Source organism: Microbacterium sp. KNMS (assembly GCF_053851835.1).
In genome coordinates, this window is the sequence record NZ_JBSQBP010000003.1 from 78,886 (window position 1) to 98,281 (window position 19,396).

The 19,396-nt window shown below is 71.0% G+C and carries 15 protein-coding genes; 9 read left to right on the top strand and 6 right to left on the bottom strand.

Features of this window, described 5'->3' with window-relative positions; translation table 11 throughout:
* Nucleotides 1-35: 35 nt before the first annotated feature.
* On the bottom strand, nt 36-695 hold the full coding sequence (locus tag ACWXWW_RS02855) for a copper resistance CopC family protein (RefSeq protein WP_282979140.1): 660 nt from the start codon (nt 693-695) through the stop codon (nt 36-38).
* 149 nt (nt 696-844) lie between these two features.
* Here ACWXWW_RS02855 and ACWXWW_RS02860 point away from each other — a divergent pair, with 149 nt between their 5' ends.
* The 3 genes from ACWXWW_RS02860 (at nt 845) to ACWXWW_RS02870 (ending at nt 2,663) form a co-directional block, all read left to right on the top strand.
* Entirely contained in the window at nt 845-1,312 is a 468-nt protein-coding gene (locus ACWXWW_RS02860) for an FHA domain-containing protein (RefSeq protein ID WP_282979139.1), read from the top strand.
* On the top strand, nt 1,312-1,992 hold the full coding sequence (gene ftsR / locus ACWXWW_RS02865; protein WP_455968632.1) for a transcriptional regulator FtsR: 681 nt from the start codon (nt 1,312-1,314) through the stop codon (nt 1,990-1,992). Before ACWXWW_RS02860 ends, ftsR begins: the two co-directional genes overlap by 1 nt.
* 131 nt (nt 1,993-2,123) lie before the next feature.
* Nucleotides 2,124-2,663 (top strand): MerR family transcriptional regulator, encoded by a 540-nt coding sequence (locus ACWXWW_RS02870; protein ID WP_271173286.1) that lies wholly within the window; start codon nt 2,124-2,126, stop codon nt 2,661-2,663.
* A 319-nt stretch (nt 2,664-2,982) separates the two neighbouring features.
* Here the strand turns inward: ACWXWW_RS02870 and ACWXWW_RS02875 are convergent, their stop codons facing one another.
* A complete protein-coding gene (locus ACWXWW_RS02875; protein WP_271173285.1) occupies nt 2,983-3,801 on the bottom strand; it encodes a ParA family protein in 819 nt (272 codons plus the stop codon).
* A 91-nt stretch (nt 3,802-3,892) separates the two neighbouring features.
* On the opposite strand from ACWXWW_RS02875, the gene ACWXWW_RS02880 reads away from it, so the two are divergent.
* From ACWXWW_RS02880 to ACWXWW_RS02890, 3 genes are read left to right on the top strand one after another with little or no spacing between them, the layout of a single operon-like run.
* Nucleotides 3,893-7,300: a pyruvate carboxylase gene (locus ACWXWW_RS02880; protein WP_455968634.1), complete on the top strand. Its 3,408-nt coding sequence runs from the start codon at nt 3,893-3,895 to the stop codon at nt 7,298-7,300.
* A gap of 50 nt (nt 7,301-7,350) precedes the next feature.
* Complete coding sequence (locus tag ACWXWW_RS02885) at nt 7,351-9,381, top strand: nucleotide-binding protein (protein ID WP_455968635.1); 2,031 nt, start codon at nt 7,351-7,353, stop codon at nt 9,379-9,381.
* Nucleotides 9,378-9,872 carry a peptide deformylase gene (locus tag ACWXWW_RS02890; RefSeq protein ID WP_271173282.1) on the top strand — a complete coding sequence of 165 codons (495 nt, stop codon included), beginning with the start codon at nt 9,378-9,380 and terminating at the stop codon, nt 9,870-9,872. The genes ACWXWW_RS02885 and ACWXWW_RS02890 overlap by 4 nt, the downstream gene beginning before the upstream one ends.
* 54 nt (nt 9,873-9,926) lie before the next feature.
* Here the strand turns inward: ACWXWW_RS02890 and ACWXWW_RS02895 are convergent, their stop codons facing one another.
* Nucleotides 9,927-11,807, bottom strand: coding sequence for an AMP-dependent synthetase/ligase (locus tag ACWXWW_RS02895; RefSeq protein ID WP_455968637.1), 1,881 nt, complete (start codon nt 11,805-11,807; stop codon nt 9,927-9,929).
* 77 nt (nt 11,808-11,884) lie between these two features.
* Between ACWXWW_RS02895 and ACWXWW_RS02900 the strand changes: the two genes are divergently transcribed.
* Both ACWXWW_RS02900 and ACWXWW_RS02905 read left to right on the top strand, forming a co-directional pair.
* The gene (locus ACWXWW_RS02900; RefSeq protein ID WP_271173280.1) at nt 11,885-12,568 is read left to right on the top strand and encodes a lysophospholipid acyltransferase family protein; all 684 of its coding nucleotides are present in this window, start codon (nt 11,885-11,887) and stop codon (nt 12,566-12,568) included.
* A gap of 58 nt (nt 12,569-12,626) precedes the next feature.
* On the top strand, nt 12,627-13,964 hold the full coding sequence (locus ACWXWW_RS02905) for a class II 3-deoxy-7-phosphoheptulonate synthase (RefSeq protein WP_455968639.1): 1,338 nt from the start codon (nt 12,627-12,629) through the stop codon (nt 13,962-13,964).
* Between the two features lie 374 nt (nt 13,965-14,338).
* Here the strand turns inward: ACWXWW_RS02905 and pknB are convergent, their stop codons facing one another.
* Together pknB and ACWXWW_RS02915 are read right to left on the bottom strand one after the other, a co-directional pair.
* The gene (pknB, locus tag ACWXWW_RS02910; protein ID WP_455968641.1) at nt 14,339-16,312 is read right to left on the bottom strand and encodes a Stk1 family PASTA domain-containing Ser/Thr kinase; all 1,974 of its coding nucleotides are present in this window, start codon (nt 16,310-16,312) and stop codon (nt 14,339-14,341) included.
* 95 nt (nt 16,313-16,407) lie between these two features.
* On the bottom strand, nt 16,408-17,688 hold the full coding sequence (locus ACWXWW_RS02915) for a LysM peptidoglycan-binding domain-containing protein (protein WP_282979130.1): 1,281 nt from the start codon (nt 17,686-17,688) through the stop codon (nt 16,408-16,410).
* Nucleotides 17,689-17,920: 232 nt separating this feature from the next.
* Here ACWXWW_RS02915 and ACWXWW_RS02920 point away from each other — a divergent pair, with 232 nt between their 5' ends.
* Nucleotides 17,921-18,271, top strand: a complete 351-nt coding sequence (locus ACWXWW_RS02920) for an Rv2175c family DNA-binding protein (RefSeq protein ID WP_282979129.1) — start codon at nt 17,921-17,923, stop codon at nt 18,269-18,271.
* Between the two features lies 1 nt (nt 18,272).
* On the opposite strand, the gene ACWXWW_RS02925 is transcribed toward ACWXWW_RS02920, so the two are convergent.
* On the bottom strand, nt 18,273-19,355 hold the full coding sequence (locus ACWXWW_RS02925) for a polyprenyl synthetase family protein (protein WP_455968642.1): 1,083 nt from the start codon (nt 19,353-19,355) through the stop codon (nt 18,273-18,275).
* Between the last annotated feature and the right edge of the window lie 41 nt (nt 19,356-19,396).

The window sequence follows — 19,396 nt, forward strand, 5'->3', positions numbered from 1 at the left end:
CCTGAGCGCGCGGGCGGGCGGATGCCCGGGGCGGCTCAGGAGGACCGGCGTGCGCGGCCGACGAGGACGGCGACGAGAGACAGGGCGACCACCGCGCCGATGCCCCCGAGGATCCAGGGGAGGGGAGACGCGGCATCCTCCGACGCCTCGGTCGGGGCGGCCGTGTCCTCCGCTGCGGGCGTCTCCGCCGGTTCGGCGCTCGGCGCCTCGGACGCCCCGCCCGGCGCGGCCTCGGTCGTCGTGAACCGGAAGATCTTGTCCTCGCTGTGCGAGTCGCCGTAGGTGACGCTCGCGATGACCGTGTACTCGCCGGCGGGTGCCCCGGCGACGTCGAGCTGCTGCGTGAGGAGCGGGCCGTCCGCCACGGCGTCGCCGGCCGCGTAGTCCCGGCACGACGCGCGGTCGATCGCGATGCTGCCCGGCTCGGCCTCGGCGATCCCGGGGCACGACGCGTCCGTGACGAACACCGCCTGCGGCGCGCCCTCGAGGAGAGCGCCACTGAAGGTGAGGGTGATCGCGTCGGGGAGGGTCTGCACGGTCTCGCCGTCGGCGGGCGACGTGCTGACAAGCGCGTCGTGCGCCGACGCGGCGGATGGCATCAGCTGCGGCGCGAGGATCGCGGCCGCGACGAGCGCTGCGGCGGCAAGACGGCGGGACGGACGGCGGGTGCGTGCGGAGGCGTGGAGAGCAGTCATGGCACGTCGACGCTATCGGCCGATTCTGAACGGATCTTCCGCTCGCGTCGTGCACAGGGCAGACTTTCGCGAGTGCCCTCACAGGCCCCTGGGAGGGGCCGATCCGATCGACGGCGATCGGATAGGGTGGAGCGAAAGGGAGGTCGAGCGTGACAGAAGCGCAGTACCGGCCGGCGGGCGGCCACGACGGAGCAGGTGACGTCACCCAGACGTTCGGGCATGACGCCGACCTGTCGTTCGTGCCGTTCGCGGGCGAGCTGTCGAACGCCGAGCTCGAGGCGGTGGGGGCGCTCCCGTCGGGAGCCGCGCTGCTCCTCGTGCGCTCCGGCCCGACCGCGGGCGCGCGCTACCTCCTCGACGCCGACGTGACGACCGCGGGTCGGCATCCCGAGGCCGACATCTTCCTCGACGACGTCACGGTCTCCCGTCGTCACGCCGAGATCACCCGCGACCGGACGGTGTTCGAGATCATCGACCAGCGCTCGCTCAACGGAACCTACGTCGACGGAGAGCGTGTCGACCGCGCGGTGCTCCGCAACGGCGCCGAGGTGCGCATCGGCAAGTTCCGCTTCAACTTCTTCGCCTCCCCCCGAGACATCGCGGGGGCCGGCGCCTGATGGCAGCCGCTGCCGCAGAGCGAAGCGCGTCAGCGGCGCTGCTGAGCATCGGACAGGTGCTCGCGAAGCTCACTCCCGAGTTCCCCAATCTCACCTCGAGCAAGCTCCGCTACCTCGAGGAGCAGGGGATCGTCTCGCCGCAGCGGACGCCGTCGGGGTACCGCAAGTTCTCGCCGCAGGATGTCGAACGGCTGCGTCTCGGCCTCGTGCTGCAGCGCGACCACTACCTGCCGCTCAGCGTGATCCGCGATCACCTCGACGAGGTCGATGCGAACGGAGGCGAGAGGCTCGCGCTGCCGACCTCGATCCATCCGACGACCCGCACCTACGCGCGCGCCGACCTGCTCGCCGAAGCGGGAGCAGCCCCGCAGCTGCTCAACGACGCGATCAGCATCGGGCTCATCCAGGCATCCGACGTCTACGACGAGCACGCGGTCGCGCTGCTGCGTGCATTCGTCGCGCTCGACCGACACGGCATCGAGCCGCGTCACCTCCGCGCCGTGAAGCAGAGCGCAGACAAGGACGCCGACCTCGTCGACCAGGCGCTCACCCCGCTCCTGCGGCGCACGGATGCGCGCTCGCGCGCGCGGGCTGGCGAGCTCGGCCCCGAGCTCGCGCGGCGCCTCGACGAGGTGCGCGGCATCTTCGTGCGGCAGGCGCTCGAGCGCGTCCTCCCGTGACCCGCGGCGTCGTTCTATAACGTTCATAACGCTTCGCTCGACACGCCGCCGCCTCGACGCGGATGTCGTTGCCGGGGCCCCATCCCTGCCATACGGTGGACAGGAATCGAACGTGAGGAGTAAGGATCACGATGGCTGAGGATCCCGCAGCGGACGGCTTCACCGCCGACCTTCTCTTCACCGACGGCCTGCCGCAGCTCGACCCCGAAGCCGGCTACCGCGGTGCGGTCGCGGCGCGCGCGGCGGGCATCACGTACCGGCAGCTCGACTACTGGGCGCGCACCGAGCTCGTCGTGCCGACCATCCGCAGCGCCTCGGGATCGGGGTCGCAGCGGCTGTACGGCTTCCGCGACATCCTCGTCCTCAAGCTCGTGAAGCGCCTGCTCGACACGGGCATCTCGCTTCAGCAGATCCGGGTCGCCGTCGACCAGCTGCGCGCGTCGGGCATTCGCGATCTCGCCGGGACCACGCTCATGAGCGATGGCGCCTCGGTCTACCTCTGCACCTCGAACGACGAGGTCATCGACCTCGTGAGCCGCGGCCAGGGCGTGTTCGGCATCGCCGTCGGGCGCGTGCTGCGCGAGGTCGAGTCGACGCTCGTCGACTTCGACCCGACGGCTCCGGACCCGGTCGACGAGCTGGCTGCACGCCGCTCGAAGCGCACCGCCTGACGCTCCTCCCCGATCGCGTCGACACATCCGTCGGCAGTGACGGGGCTTTCGCACGCCGTGTCTCGTTTCGGGCGGGTATGGCGGGTGCTTTCCCTCGCCGGATGAGACACGCGTCGGGGCGGGGCGGTGCGTGTCTCGTTTCGGGTGGGTATGGCGGGTGCTTTCCCGCGCCGGGTGAGACACGCGTCGAGTCAGCACGACGTACCTGCCTCACCAAGGTGAGTGCGTGTCTCACTGAAGGTGAGAATGGCGAGCGTCAACCCCACGCAGGTGAGACATGCGAATGGGGCCGGATGGTCCGGGCGGATGGTCCGGGGGCTCACTCCGCGGCGGTGGGGCCCGTCTCGGGGACGGGGATGCGGCCGGCGCGCACGATGCGGTCGAGCAGCTGGTCGAAGTCCTGCGCCAGCTCCTGCGCCGATTCGCCGGGCCACACATGCAGCGGCTTCGCGGCGCCCTGCGCCTGCTGGAGCGAGGTGCGCTCGGGCAGCTGCGGCGACAGCACGAGGGGGCCGAACATGTCGCGGAGCTCCTTGATGCGGAACTGGTGCTCGATCGACTGGGGGCGCACGCGGTTCACGACGATGCCGAGCGGCTGGAGACGCGGCGAGAGGCCACGGCGGATCTCCTCGATCGCACGCAGCGCGCGATCGGCGGCCGCGACGGAGAAGAGCCCCGGCTCGGTGATGACGGCGACGCGATCGCTCGCGGCCCACGCCGTGCGCGTGAGGGCGTTGAGCGACGGAGCGCAGTCGATGAGCACGAGGTCGTAGTCGGCCTCGACCGAGGCGAGCGCCTCCTCGAGCTTCCACACGTCGCGCACCGTCGGGTGCGGTCCGTCGTAGTTGATCGCCGACGGGCTCCCGATGAGCACGTCGATGACGCCGGGGTGCACCTTCGTCCATCCGCTCGCCGTGATGGCCTGGCGGACGACCTTCTCCTTCGGGTTCTCGAGAACATCGGCCACGTTCAGGTGGCCGGCGATCTGGATGTCGAGTCCCGTCGACACGTCGGACTGGGGGTCGAGGTCGACGACGAGCGTCCGGATGCCCCGCGAGAATGCCGCTGAGGCGAGCCCGAGGGTCACGGTCGTCTTGCCGACGCCTCCCTTGAGAGAGCTGACGCTGAGTACGTGCACGTGGTCTAACCTACCCTCCCCTAAGCTGGGGGCGAGCTCAGCGATGTCGGTGTGCCGGGCTCCGCCGTGCCAGCTGTCGCCGAGGAGGCGTATGTTCTCGAAGGTTCTCGTGGCCAACCGTGGCGAGATCGCCATCCGCGCGTTTCGCGCGGCGTACGAGCTGGGGGCGCGCACGGTCGCGGTCTTCCCGTACGAGGATCGCAACTCGCTCCATCGCCTGAAGGCGGATGAGGCGTACCAGATCGGCGTGGAGGGCCATCCGGTCCGCGCCTACCTCGACGTCGACGAGATCGTCCGCGTGGCGGTCGAGTCGGGCGCAGACGCGATCTATCCCGGCTACGGCTTCCTCTCCGAGAACCCCGACCTCGCGGCGAAGGCCGCCGCGCACGGCATCGCGTTCATCGGCCCGCCGGCCGAGGTGCTCGAGATGGCCGGCAACAAGGTCACCGCCAAGGAGCACGCGATCCGGGCGGGCGTTCCCGTGCTCCGGTCGACGCCTGCATCCGACGACGTGGACGAGCTCGTCGCCCAGTCCGACGAGATCGGATTCCCCCTCTTCGCGAAGGCCGTCGCGGGCGGCGGCGGCCGCGGCATGCGCCGCGTGGAGTCGAAGGAGGAGCTCGCCCCCGCGCTCGCCGAGGCGATGCGCGAGGCCGACAGCGCCTTCGGCGATCCGCGCATGTTCCTCGAGCAGGCCGTGCTCCGGCCGCGTCACGTCGAGGTGCAGGTCCTCGCTGACGCATCGGGGGAGACCGTCCACCTCTTCGAGCGGGACTGCTCGGTGCAGCGCCGCCATCAGAAGGTGATCGAGATCGCGCCAGCGCCGAACCTCGACGACGCCGTGCGCGCCGACCTCCACCGCCACGCGGTCGCGTTCGCGCGGTCGATCGGCTACGTCAACGCCGGCACCGTCGAGTTCCTCCTCGAGACCGCGGGCCCGCGCGCGGGCGAGGTCGTCTTCATCGAGATGAACCCGCGCATCCAGGTCGAGCACACCGTGACCGAGGAGGTGACGGATGTCGACCTCGTCCAGGCGCAGATGCGCATCGCGTCGGGCGAGACGCTCGCCGACATCGGGCTCCTGCAGGACGACATCCGCCTGCACGGGGCGGCTCTCCAGTGCCGCATCACGACCGAGGACCCGGCACAGGGATTCCGGCCCGACACCGGCAAGATCACGACCTACCGGTCGCCGGGCGGCGCGGGCATCCGCCTCGACGGCGGCACGACGGCCGCGGGCGCCCAGGTGAGCCCGCACTTCGACTCGATGCTCGCGAAGCTCACGTGCCGCGGACGCGACTACACCGCGGCCGTCCGCCGCGCGCGCCGCGCCCTCGCGGAGTTCCGCATCCGCGGCGTCTCGACGAACATCCCGTTCCTTCAGGCCGTCCTCGACGACCCGTCGTTCATCGAGGGCGACCTCTCGACGTCGTTCATCGACGAGCGCCCCGAGCTCGTCCGGGGGCGGCCCTCGAAGGACCGCGGCTCGAAGATCCTCAACTGGCTGGTCGACGTCACCGTCAACAAGCCCCACGGGGAGAACCCGCTCTCGATCGACCCGCGCTCGAAGCTGCCGGCCGTCGACCTGTCGGCCGCACCGGCCGCGGGCTCGCGCCAGCGGCTCCTCGAGCTCGGCCCTGCGGGCTTCGCCCAGGCGCTGCGCGAGCAGAAGGCCCTGGCCGTCACGGAGACGACCTTCCGCGACGCGCACCAGTCGCTGCTCGCGACGCGCGTCCGCACGAAGGACCTCCTCAACGTGGCGCCGCACGTCGCGCGTCTGACTCCGCAGCTGCTCTCCGTCGAGGCGTGGGGCGGTGCGACCTACGATGTCGCGCTGCGCTTCCTCGCCGAGGACCCGTGGGAGCGTCTCGCACGGCTGCGCGAGGCGCTGCCGAACGTCGCCATCCAGATGCTGCTGCGCGGTCGCAACACGGTCGGGTACACGCCGTACCCGACCGAGGTGACTGATGCCTTCGTGCGCGAGGCCGCGGCGACCGGGATCGACATCTTCCGCATCTTCGACGCGCTCAACGACGTGTCCCAGATGCGCCCCGCGATCGATGCGGTGCTCGAGACCGGCACGACGGTCGCCGAGGTCGCCGTTTGCTACACGGGCGACCTGCTGAGCCCCGCCGAGGATCTCTACACGCTCGACTACTACCTCCGCCTCGCCGAGCAGATCGCGGACGCGGGCGCGCATGTGCTCGCGATCAAGGACATGGCGGGCCTCCTGCGACCCGCCGCCGCGGCGAAGCTCGTCTCGGCGTTCCGCGAGCGCTTCGACCTGCCCGTGCACGTGCACACGCACGACACCCCCGGCGGCCAGCTCGCGACGCTGCTCGCGGCGAGTGCCGCGGGCGCCGATGCGGTCGACGCCGCGGCGGCGACCATGGCGGGCACGACGAGCCAGCCGTCGCTGTCGTCGCTTGTCGCCGCCCTCGCGCACACCGATCGCGACACGGGGCTCGACCTGCAGGCGGTGTCCGACCTCGAGCCGTACTGGGAGGCCGTCCGCCACCTGTACAAGCCGTTCGAGTCGGGCCTCGCCGGGCCGACCGGGCGCGTCTACGCGCACGAGATCCCGGGCGGACAGCTGTCGAACCTGCGTCAGCAGGCGATCGCGCTCGGTCTCGCCGACGACTTCGAGCTCATCGAGGACATGTACGCCGCGGCGAACGAGATCCTCGGGCGCGTTCCCAAGGTGACCCCGTCGTCGAAGGTCGTGGGCGACCTCGCGCTCCACCTCGCGGCGGTCCGTGCCGATCCCGCCGACTTCGCCGAGAACCCCGGCAAGTACGACGTGCCCGACTCGGTCGTCGGGTTCATGGCCGGTGAGCTCGGCGACCTGCCGGGCGGATGGCCCGAGCCGTTCCGCACGAAGGTGCTCGCCGGGCGCGAGGTGAAGACCGGCGTCACGCCGATCAGCGCCGATGACCAGGCGGCTCTGGACGGCGACTCGGCCACGCGACGCGCGACGCTGAACCGCCTGCTCTTCCCGCAGCCGACGAAGGTCTTCCAGGAGATGCGCGAGACCTACGGCGACCTGTCGGTCCTCGACACGGCCGACTACCTCTACGGGCTGACCCCGGGTCGCGAGCACGTCATCACGCTCGAGAAGGGCGTGCAGCTCTACGCGGGGCTCGAGTCGATCGGCGCGGCCGACGACAAGGGCATCCGGTCGGTCATGACGACCCTGAACGGCCAGCTCCGCCCGGTCTCGGCGCGCGACCGCAGCATCCAGGTCGAGGCGCACGAGGCCGAGAAGGCCGACACGAGCAGGCCGGGGCAGGTGGCCGCGCCGTTCTCCGGCGTGGTCACGGTCAAGGTGGAGCCGGGCGACCGCGTGGCCGCCGGGCAGCCGGTCGCCTCGATCGAGGCGATGAAGATGGAGGCCGCCATCACGGCGCCCGTCGACGGCGTCGTCGAGCGGATCGCGATCGCGGCCACCCAGCAGGTGGAGGCGGGCGACCTTTTGGTCGTCGTCACGCCCGCCCAGTAACCTTGAGCGGGGCGCGACGTGTGTCGCGCCCCGCTTGGGGAGACATGACAGTGAGTTCGGATCGCAGCGGACGGCCAGAGGAAGAGCCCGAGGACCACGGAGTCCTCGAGGACACCGGCATCGACACGACGGCGATCGGCATCCTCGGCACGCACACGGCACAGGTGCGCGTCGTGCTGCCGCAGACCGTCGAAGACCCGGATGACGACGTCGTCGACGACGACATCCCGGGCGGCGACGTGCGCCGCGGCGGGATCGTCATCGAGCTCCCGGCCGACGAGCCCGACGACGACCTCGAGGTCATCACGGGCGAACTCGACGAGGAGACCGTCGCCGCCGCCCGTGAATCCACGCCCGCAGAGACCGTCGAGGACGACGCCGAGGCGGATGGCGCGGAGCCGGACGGCGCGCACGCGGACGAGGCGGATGGCGCGGAGGAGCTCGACGCGGATGGCGCGGAGGAGCTCGATGCGGACGGTGCCGAAGCGGACGACGTCGAGGTGCTCGAGCCGGAGGCGGACGACGTCGAGGCGCTCGAGGCCGAGGTGCCTGAAGCCCAGGTGGAGGAGCTCGCGCCGGACGACGACCTCACCGCTCCCGCAGTCGCGGCGGAGGAAGCGGGCCTCGACGAGGAAGACGTCGAGCCGGACGACCAGCCCGCCGCGGCGGACGACATCGAGCCCGACGACCAGGCCGACGGGCCGACCGAGGTCGAGTCCGACATCGCCATCGAGGCGGACGAGACGGACGAAGCAGAGGCCGACATCGCCGCGGCGTCGGCCGACGCGCAGAGCGCCCCGGACACCGAGCCGCGCGAGCGCCGTCCCCTCGCGCGAGAGGAGACGCTCCCGCCGGGCTACGACTCGTTCCTGCGCCCCGCGGCCGCTTCCGCCCGAGACGAGGAAGAGCCGGCCGAGCACGTCGGAGAGACCGCGCCCGATGGCGCCGTCTCCGATGCGAGAGAAGAGGACATGTCCGAATCCACCGAGAACGCGAAGCCCGCGCCGCCGATCACGCGTCCGTCGTTCATCGAGCAGGCGAAGGCCGCGCCCGAGTCGTCGCCCGAGCCCGTCCGCAAGCCGCGTGAGACTTTCTCTCGTCGGGCGGGAGAGGTGAGCGAGAACGCCGCACGGGAGAGCGCGGATGTGCTCACGGCCGACCGGCTCCTCGATACGGGCGCCATCCACCGCCCCGAGCCCGAGGGGCCGTGGCGGCAGCTCGTCTACCGCCTGTCGGGACACCTCATCAACCTCGGCGACAGCAGGCGGACGCGCGAGCGCAAGGAGCTCTCGCGGCGCATCGCCGCTCCGCTGAGCGGCGCGGCGCGCTTCGTCCCCGTGCTCAGCCGGAAGGGCGGCGTCGGCAAGACGACCGTCACGGCACTCCTCGGCATGGCACTCGCCGATGCCCGTGACGACCGCGTGATCGCCGTCGACGCGAACCCCGACCGCGGCACGCTCGCCGAGCGCATTGCGCGGACGACCGGGAAGACCGTCCGCGACCTCGTCCGCAACCGCGACGCCGTGCACGGCTACGCCGACATGTCGAGTCACGTCGTCCGCGACGAGACCCGCCTCGACGTGCTCGCGTCGGACACCGATCCGCACGTGTCGGAGGCGTTCAGCGATCAGGACTACCGCGACGTCGCCGACGTCGCCGCGCACTACTACTCGATCGTGCTCACCGACACGGGCACGGGCATCGTGCACTCCGTCATGGGCGCGACGCTCGACCTCGCCGACCAGATCGTCGTGGTCGCGGGGCTCAGCGTCGACGAGGCGCGCCTCGCGAGCGAGACGCTCACGTGGCTCGAGTCGAACGGCTTCGCCGATCAGGTGCGCTCTGCGGTCGTCGTGCTGAACCAGTCGACTCCGGGTGCTCCGCTCGTGCGCCTCGACGAGCTCGACGCGCATTTCCGCAGCCGTGTGCGCGCCGTCGTCCGCATCCCGTACGACCCGCAGCTCGCGACGGGCAGCGCCATCGCGTACGGCGAGCTCGCCCCTGCCACGCGCGACGCCGCGCGCGAGCTCGCCGCGCGCGTCGTCGAGGGACTGCGGCAGCCGGCGCAGGAGGAGAAGTGACCGTCCGCGACATCCGGATCATCGGCGACCCCGTGCTCGCTCAGCGGTGCGCCGAGATCGAGCACATCGACGACGGCATCCGCGCGCTCGTCGACGACCTCATCGAGACGGTGAAGCTCCCGGGCAGGGCCGGTGTCGCGGCGCCGCAGATCGGCGTCGGACTCCGTGCGTTCAGCTACAACATCGACGGAGACATCGGGTACATCCTCAACCCGCGCATCGTCGAGGTGCGGGGCGAGCCCGTCCCGACCGGAGAGGGATGCCTGTCGGTGCCGGGCCTCTGGCACGACGCCCTGCGCCACCCGTACGCACGGGCGGAGGGCATCGACCTCGACGGCGCGCGGGTCGTGCTCGAGGGGGAGGGCCTCTTCGCGCAGATGCTGCAGCACGAAACCGATCACCTCGATGGCATGCTCTACCTCAAGCGCCTCTCGGCGGACGACCGCAAGGCCGCCATGCGCGAGGTGCGGGAGAAGATCTGGCTCACCTAGGCGGGGCATGAGTGAGGGGGACGGCCGCCGGCCGTCCCCCTCACTCATGCCTGCTCACCCCATCGGGATGTTCGTCGTCTGGATGGGCGTCTCGTAGATCGCCTCGATGTCCTTCGCGAAGTCGCGCAGGATCTCCGCGCGCTTGATCGACATCTTGGGCGTCAGGTGGCCGGTCGCCTCCGTCCACTCCGTGCCGAGCACGGTGAACTTGCGGATGGACTCGGCGCGAGAGACGCGCGTGTTCGCCTCGTCGATCGCCCGCTGGATCTCGGCGCGCACCGTCGCATTCTGCGCCGCCTGCTCGAGCGTGAGGTCGGACGACTCGCCGTGCGTCGCGAGCCAGGCCGGCAGCATCTCGGGGTCGAGCGTGACGAGCGCCGCGATGAACGGCTTCTGGTCGCCCACCACGACGACCTGGCTGACGATCGGGTTCGCGCGGATCGGGTCCTCGAGCGCGGCCGGGGCGACGTTCTTGCCGCCCGCGGTCACGATGATCTCCTTCTTGCGCCCCGTGATCGTGAGGTAGCCGTCGTCGTCGAGCGCGCCGATGTCGCCGGTCCGGAACCACTCGCCGTCGAAGGCGGCCTCGGTCGCCTCGGGGTTCCGCCAGTACTCGCGGAAGACGTTGATCCCGCGCACCTGCACCTCGCCGTCGTCCGCGATGCGCACGCCGACGCCGGGGAGCGCAGGGCCGACCGAGCCGATCTTCGACTTGGACGGGAGGTTCACAGTCGCCGGAGCGGTCGTCTCGGTGAGGCCGTACCCCTCGAGGATCGTGATGCCGAGGCTGTGGAAGAAGTGCCCGAGTCGGGCGCCGAGGGGCGCCGAGCCGGAGATCGCGTAGCGGACGTTCCCGCCCATGAGCGCGCGGAGCTTCGCGTAGACGAGACGGTCGAAGAGCGCGAACTGCACGCGCAGCCCGAGTCCGATCTTCTCGCCGTCCTGCACGCGACGGGAGTGCTCGACGGCCACCTTCGCCGCGGCGCGGAAGATCCGGCCCTTGCCCTCGGACTCGGTCTTCTGCTCGGCCGAGTTGTAGACCTTCTCGAAGACGCGGGGCACCGCGAGGAGGAACGTCGGCTTGAAGGAGCCGAGCGCCGCGACGAGCTGCTTCGTGTCGGGCTGGTGGCCGGTCTTGACGCCCGAGTGGACGCACAGCAGCGAGATGAACCGGGCGAACACGTGCGCGGTCGTGATGAAGAGCACCGTCGAGGCGCCGGGCTGGTGCACGATCTCGGTCATCGCCTTCGCCGAGTTGCGGCAGAGCTCGACGAAGTTCGCGTGCGTGATCACGCATCCCTTGGGGCGCCCGGTCGACCCGGACGTGTAGATGAGGGTGGCGATGTCGTCGCCGTTCGCGAGCTGACGTCGCCGCTCGATCTCGGCATCCTCGACCGACGCGCCCGCCGCCGTGAGCGTCGCGATGGCGTCCTGATCCATCCGCCACAGCTCGCGCACGAGCGGGAGCTCGCCGCGGACCTCCTCGAAGCGCGCTGCGTGGTCGGCGCTCTCGACCATGAGGGCGGTCGCACCCGAGTCGGAGAGGATCCACTGGATCTGGGCGGGCGAGCTCGTCTCGTAGACCGGCACCATGACGGCGCCCGCGAAGAAGAGAGCGAAGTCGACGACCGACCACTCGTAGGTCGTGCGCGCGAGGAAGGCGACCTTGTCGCCGGGCTGCACGCCCGCGGCGACGAAGCCCTTCGCGAGGGCGACCACCTGCTCGTGGAACGTGCGGGCCGAGACGTCGCGCCATCCGCCTGAGCCGTCAGGGACCGCGAACAGCGCCCGATCGGGAGTCTCCGACACCCGCTCGACGAGGAGGTCGGCGACGTTCGCCGACGGATCGGCGGGGACGATTGCGGGCGTCGATGTCTCGATCACGGCATCTCCTTCGGTACCGGCTGCGGATGCTGCGAGTATATGCCGGGGCATGCGCCCGGCCCTCGCGCGTGCACGGTTCCTACAAGGCTAGACTTCCAGGCGACCGATTCCGACAGTGGGAGCTGACCTTGTTCTACTGGCTCATGAAGTACGTCTTCGTCGGTCCGATCGTGAAGGCCATCTACCGCCCGTGGGTCACCGGACGCGAGAACGTTCCGGTGACGGGCGCGGCCATCCTCGCGAGCAACCACCTGTCGGTCATCGACTCGGTCTTCCTTCCGCTCATGCTCGACCGTCCCGTGTCCTTCCTCGCGAAGGCGGAGTACTTCACGGGGCGCGGTCTCAAGGGCTGGGCCACGAAGTGGTTCATGAAGGGCACAGGGCAGATCGCCCTCGACCGCTCGGGCGGGCCCGCCTCGGAAGCGGCGCTCAACACCGCGCTCCAGGTCATCGGGCGAGGCGACCTGCTGGGCATCTACCCCGAGGGCACGCGCAGCCCCGACGGCAAGCTCTACCGGGGTCGCACGGGCATCGCGCGGATGGCGCTCGAGGCGAAGGTGCCGGTCATCCCCGTCATCATGGTCGACACCGGCACGATGATGCCGATCGGCCAGACCCTGCCGCGCGTGATGCGCGTGGGCGTCGTGATCGGCGAGCCGCTCGACTTCTCGCGCTACGCGGGCATGGAGGGCGACCGCTACGTGCTGCGCTCCGTGACCGACGAGATCATGGTCGCGCTTCAGCGGCTCGGCGGCCAGGAGTACAGCGACGAGTACGCGTCGACGGTCAAGAACCGCCTCGCCGCCAGCTGACATCCGCCGGCCACCGGCCGTGAACGGAGGGGCCGCCGTCCCGCGATAACATCGGACAATGCCCCGAACGCTGGATGCACTCGACGCCTGGAAGTCCCTGCCGATCAAGCAGCAGCCGGTGTATCCCGACGCGGCGGCGGTCGCCGAGGTCGCCGCCGAGCTCAGCACCCTCCCGCCGCTCGTCTTCGCCGGCGAGGTCGACACTCTCAAGGCGCGTCTGGCTGACGCGGCCGCGGGCCGGGCGTTCCTCCTCCAGGGCGGCGACTGCGCCGAGACGTTCTCGGGCGCCACGGCCGACAAGATCCGCAACCGCGTCAAGACCGTGCTGCAGATGGCCGTCGTCCTCACGTACGGCGCCTCGATGCCCGTCGTCAAGATGGGGCGGATGGCCGGCCAGTTCGCCAAGCCCCGCTCGAGCGACACCGAGACGCGCGGCGACATCACCCTCCCCGCGTTCCGCGGCGAGATCGTCAACGGCTACGACTTCACCGCGGCGTCGCGTGAGGCGGACCCGCAGCGCCTCCTGCAGGCGTACCACACGTCGGCTTCGACGCTGAACCTCATCCGCGCGTTCACGCAGGGCGGCTTCGCCGACCTCCGCGAGGTGCACTCGTGGAACAAGGGCTTCGCGGAGAACCCCGCCAACAAGCGATACGAGCGCCTCGCCGCCGAGATCGACCGCGCCATCCGCTTCATGGACGCGTGCGGCGCGGACTTCGACGAGCTGCGCCGCGTCGAGTTCTACACGGGGCACGAGGGCCTGCTCATGGACTACGAGCGCCCGCTCACGCGCATCGACTCGCGCACGGGGGAGATCTACAACACGTCGAGCCACTTCCAGTGGATCGGCGAGCGCACGCGCGAGCTCGACGGCGCGCACGTCGAGTACTTCTCGCACATCCGCAACCCCATCGGCGTCAAGCTCGGTCCGACGACGTCGACCGACACCGCGCTCGCGCTCATCGACAAGCTCGACCCCGAGCGGGAGCCCGGTCGCCTCACCTTCATCACCCGGATGGGCGCCGGCAAGATCCGCGACGCGCTGCCCCCGCTGCTCGAGGCCGTCAAGGCCTCCGGCGCGCAGCCGCTCTGGGTCACCGACCCGATGCACGGCAACGGCATCACGACCCCGACCGGCTACAAGACGCGTCGCTTCGACGACGTCGTCGACGAGGTCCGCGGCTTCTTCGAGGCGCACCGCGCGGCGGGAACGTTCCCGGGCGGCATCCACGTCGAGCTCACGGGCGACGACGTCACCGAGTGCCTCGGCGGATCCGAGCAGATCGACGAGGCGACCCTCGCGACCCGCTACGAGTCCCTGTGCGACCCGCGCCTCAACCACATGCAGTCGCTCGAGCTCGCCTTCCTCGTGGCCGAGGAGCTCGAGAAGCGCTGACCTGCGCGGCACCCGCCCGATTCGAGTGACGGCGGATGGTGCCGCACCGGTTCCGGGAATCGGATCGGTGGGGCGGGTGTGTGCGGGTGGGGTCGACACGCGCACACCGGCCTCGTGCATCCGATTCGGGTGACGGCGGATGGCGCCGCATCGGTTCCGGGAATCGGATCGGTGGGGCGGGTGTGTGCGGGTGAGGTCGACACGCGCACACCGGACCCGGGCATCCGATTCGAGTGACGGCGGATGGTGCCGCACCGGTTCCGGGAATCGGATCGGTGGGGCGGGTGTGCGCCAGAGGGGTCGACACGCGCACACCGGACCCGGGCATCCGATTCCGGTGACGGCGGATGGCGCCGCGGAACGAACGCGCGCGGCTAGAACGAGCCGGTGATCGTCAGCGTGATCGTCGTGCCGGCACGCTGCTGCGAGCCGCCCTCGGGGCTCATCGACACGACCTCGGTGAACTCGTCGACCACGGCATCCCACAGTCCGTTGTACGAGTAGGCGAAGCCGGCGGCCTCGAGCTCGGCTTTCGCCTCGTCGCGCGTCATGCCGACGACGTCCGGAACCTCGAACAGCTGCGGGCCGAGCGAGGTGACGAGACGCACCGTGTCGCCGGGGCGCCAGCTGCCCGGCTCGGACCGCTCGAGGAAGTAGATCACGTGCCCTTCGGGCACCGTGTCGTGGTACTCCTGCGACACGACCTCGGTCTTCACGCCGACGGCGTCGAGGGTCGCCGCGGCCTCCTCGGAGCTCATCCCGACGACGTTGGGCAGCTCTCCGAGGGAGACGGTCAGCTGCGCCGCGTCGCCCTGGTGCACCGAGCAGCCGGCGGCGCAGTCGACCGGGTCGCCCCCGGCCGCCGGAGTGACGCTCACCCCGAGGACCGTCCCCTCCGCCTCCTCGGCGAAGAGCGGCACGTCGTCCTCGGCTACCGAGATCCGACTGTCCTCGAGCAGTCCGCGCACCTCGTCGGCGCTGAGACCCGCGAGCTGGCCGAGCTCGGCGCTGGCGGGACCTGCCGACGTCACCACCGTGACGACCGCGTCCCTGTCGACGCGCGCGCCCTCCGAGGGGTCGGTGCGGATGACCTCGCCGGCGGGCACGTCGAGCGTGTTCTCCGTGCGCTCCTGCGCGTCGAGCTCGAGCCCCGCGAGCGTGCGCTCCGCCTCGGCGTAGGTGAGCCCGTCGAGATCCGGAACGGCGACGTACGATCCCGGACCCGAGCCCCACCACCATCCGGCGCCCGCCGCGCCTCCCGCGAGCAGGAGCGTCAGCACGATCAGCCACACGCCGCGCGCGCGTCGGCGCTTCGCCCGTCGGCGGAGGACCGCGGCGTTGTCGGCGTCCTCCTGCGGGCCCGCGCTCGTCAGCGACGGCGGGAGCACCGAGGTCGCCGCCTCGGGCATGACCTTCGTCTGGCCGCCCGTCTGCTCGCCCTCGTCAGGAAGCTCCTCGGGGAACCTGCTGGCCGCGGCCGTGCGCGTCGGCAGGGGAGTGACGCCGAGCTCGCGCTCGATCTCGCGCAGCCGTTCGAGCATCTGCTGCGCGTCGGACGGACGCTCGTCCGGCTCCTTCTCGGTCGCCCACAGCACGAGCTCGTCGAGCTGCTCGGGCACGCCGGGGTTCTTCACGCTCGGTCGCGGCACCGACTCCGTCGCGTGCTGGTACGCGATCTGCATGGGCTGCTCGCCCTTGTACGGCTGCTCGCCCGCGAGCATCTCGTACAGCATGATGCCGAGGGCGTAGATGTCGCTGCGGGTGTCGGCGGTCCCGCGCGTCACGAGCTCGGGAGCGAGATAGGCGATCGTGCCCAGAAGCTGCTGGCCGGTCGCGGTGTTCGCGGACGTCGCGCGCGCCAGGCCGAAGTCGCCGATCTTGATGCGGCCGTCCTCCGCGAGGAGCACGTTCTCGGGCTTGACGTCGCGGTGGATGAGCCCCGCGCGATGCGCGGCGGACAGCCCGGCGAGCACGGCGTCCATGATCGTGATCGTCTGCGTCACCGTGAGCCGGCGCTGCTCCTTGAGCAGCTCGCGCAGCGTGATCCCCGGCAGGTACTCCATCACGAGGTACGCGAGCTCGCCGTCCTGGCCCTGGTCGAAGACGTTGACCACATGCGGGTCGGACAGGCGGGCCGCGGTGCGCGCCTCCTGGATGAAGCGGCTCTGGAAGACGCTGTCGTCGCTCAGATGGCTGTGCATCACCTTGAGCGCGACACGGCGCTCCAGGCGGAGGTCCGTGGCCACGTAGACGGTGGCCATCCCACCGCGCGCGATGCGGGCGCGGACCCGGTATCTGTCGTCGACAAGCCGCCCGATGAGGGGATCGACCTGCTGACTCATGGACACCGTTGAATTCTACGAAAGGGCCCCTGAGACGCCTGTGACCGGCGCGCCCGGCGCCGGTCACAGGTCGATGACGATCCCGCGCGCCTCCGCGCGGATCAGCCGAGCTGGGCCAGCCAGCTGTAGGCCTGCTGCTCCCAGCGGCGGTACCGGTCGGGGAACGCCGAGATCTGGACGGTCTGGGCCGCCTCGCCGAACTCCATGCTCTCCCAGCCGGGGATGTCGCGCAGGCCGCGCGTCGTGTGCCCGTTCGGGTCGCCCGCGCCGCCGTAGAAGACCCGGATGGAGTAGTCGCGGTCGAGGATCTGCTCCTCGGTGCCCCAGCCCGTGCTCGGGCGCTGCTGGAACAGGCCCAGCGAGTCGCGGTCGCCCCAGCTGACGTTGCGCAGCGAGGACTCGACCATCGCGGTCGCCAGCGCGATCGCGATGCCCTTGTCCGGGATGCCGAGCTCGCGTCCGATGCGGATGATCATCTGCGCGTTCTCGGTCTGCGGCGCGTTGAGCGACGAGGTGAGCTGATCCTGCGGCGAGTCGTAGATCGACGGGGGAGCGGACTCCTCCTTCTTCTCCTCGCCCTGCGGCGCCGGCTTCGCGTCGGCACGCGGGATGACGATCTTCTGCCCGGGGTAGATGATGCTCGACCCGTTGAGACCGTTCTCCGCGAGGAGCTCGCTCACGCTCACACCGTGCTCCTGCGCGATGCTCCAGAGGGTGTCGCCGGCCTGGACGATGTAGGTCTCGTCGGCAGGGGATTCGGGGACGGCGGGCGCCTGGGGTGCCTCGGGCGCCGACTCCTGCTGCTTCGCCTCGGCCTGGGGCGCGACGGCGTTGCTCGCGACGAGGAGCTTCTGCCCAGGGAAGATCATCGCGTCCGCGCCGAGCTTGTTGAGCGAGATGATGCGGTCGACCGACGTGCCGTGCTTCTGCGCGATCGACCAGACCGTATCGCCCGCCGCGACCGTGTGGCTCTTCGTCGTGGCGGACGCCTCGATCGAGGGCTTCGCCTCGGTCTGCGCAGGCGCCGCGGCGCGCGCGGCCAGCGTGAGCTTCTGTCCCGGGTAGATCGTGCTCGACCAGCTGAGGCCGTTCCACGTCAGCAGGTCGACGGTGCGCAGGCCGTGGCGGATGGCGATCCCGGTGATCGTGTCTCCCGACTCGACCGTGTAGCTCGTCGCGACAGCGGCGGCAGCGCGCACCGTGATCTGCGCGGCGGCGGCCATCGGCTGCTTCGGGGCCGTGCCGGCGGCGACCGCGAGGCTGCCCTGCACGTGACCGAACGCCGACGGCAGATGGCGCATGCCGTCCCGCGGCTTCGGCTCCGCGGCGACGGCAGCGGCAGGAGCTCCCAGGGTCACGGCGATGGCGCCGGTGACAGCCATGGGAACGGTGGTGAACAGGTCGCGCCTGCGGCGCGGAGTCGGTCGATGCACGTTGAACCCCCAACGATCGGACTCGAGAAACGTTGTCACGGAAGTGTTACGAAGTCAATTGGTGTCACCGGAAGTGATCCCTGGTGCCCGGGGTGTCAACGGGACGGATGTGACTGATGTGATTTGTGCCGCGGTGCCGCCCGAGCGGCGTCGCCCGTCGAGGAGATGAGAAACTGATGACGTGACTGCGGAGACCTCCTCGACCGTTCCCACCGACTGGCTGACCATTCCCGAGCTCGTCGAGATCCTCGGCGAGCCGCAGGGGCGCATCCGCCGGCTGCTCGATGAGCGCGCGCTCATCGGCTCGCGGCGCGAGGGGCCGCTCAAGGTGCCCTCCGTCTTCATCGTGGACGGTCATCCGCTGTCCTCGCTCCGGGGCACCGTGATCGTCCTCGCGGACGCCGGCTTCAGCGACGACGAGGCGATCGACTGGCTGCTCACGACGGATGACACGATCGGCGTCGCGCCGATCACGGCGCTGCTCGCGGGACGCAAGAGCGAGGTGCGCCGCGTCGCTCAGACGCTCGCGTGACTCACGCGGTGCGCTGGGTGGCCGCGTCGAGCAGCTGACGCAGCTCGACGACCGCATCGGCGTCGATGGGCGCGGATGCCAGGGCGGCGACGGCCTCGTCGGCGTACGCGGCGATGCGCTCCTCGACGCGCTCGAGGGCTCCGCTGTCGACGATCTGCTCGCGCAGGAAGGCGATCTCGGCGTCGCCGAGATCGGGGTCGCCGACGAGCGCGTCGATCCGCGCGCGGATGTCCGCGGTCGCGCGCTCGCGCGCGTACGCGATGAGCAGGGTGCGCTTCCCCTCGCGGAGGTCGTCGCCGGCGGGCTTGCCGGTCTCGTCCGCGTCGCCGAACACGCCGAGCACGTCATCGCGCAGCTGGAACGCGAGCCCGAGCGGATGGCCGAAGGCCGCGAGCGCCGCGAGCTGCGCGTCCGAGCCGCCCGCGAGGGCCGCTCCGATGACGAGGGGCTGCTGCACGCTGTATCGGGCCGACTTCAGCGACGCGATGCGGAGGGCGCGATCGGCGTGCTGCGCGTCGGGTGTGCGCGGCCAGGCCGACTCCTCGGCGACATCGAGGAACTGCCCGATCATCACCTCGCGGCGCATCCGCGCGTACTCGGACCGCGCGCGGCCTGGGGTCGTGTCGAGCCCCTCCAGCGCGGCGTCGAAGAGGTCGGCGCTCCATGACAGGAGCAGGTCTCCCAGCAGGACCGAGCCGGACCGCCCGAACGCGGCCGCATCGCCGGCCCAGCCGGCGTCGCGGTGCCACGCCTCGAGGGCGCGGTGGGCGGAGGGCCGCCCTCGGCGCGTGTCGGAGTTGTCGATGAGGTCGTCGTGCACGAGCGCGGCGGCCTGGAACACCTCGAGCGCCGCGCACGCGTCGACGACGCTGCTCGGGAGGGCTGCGTCCGCCCCGCGCACCGCGCGCCATCCCGTCGCGCAGAACCGCCCGCGGAGGCGCTTCCCGCCGACGAGCGCGGCCGTCGCGCTGGCGACGAATCCCTCGGCCTCGGGGCCGTGCTCGCGAGCGGCCTGGTGCTGCACTGTCGAGAAGCTCTCCAGTCGCTGGGAGATCGTCTCGATCAGGGGGAGAGGAGGCGCCACAGGCCTAGCCTAGTGAGGACACGCGGCGATAGAATGATCGT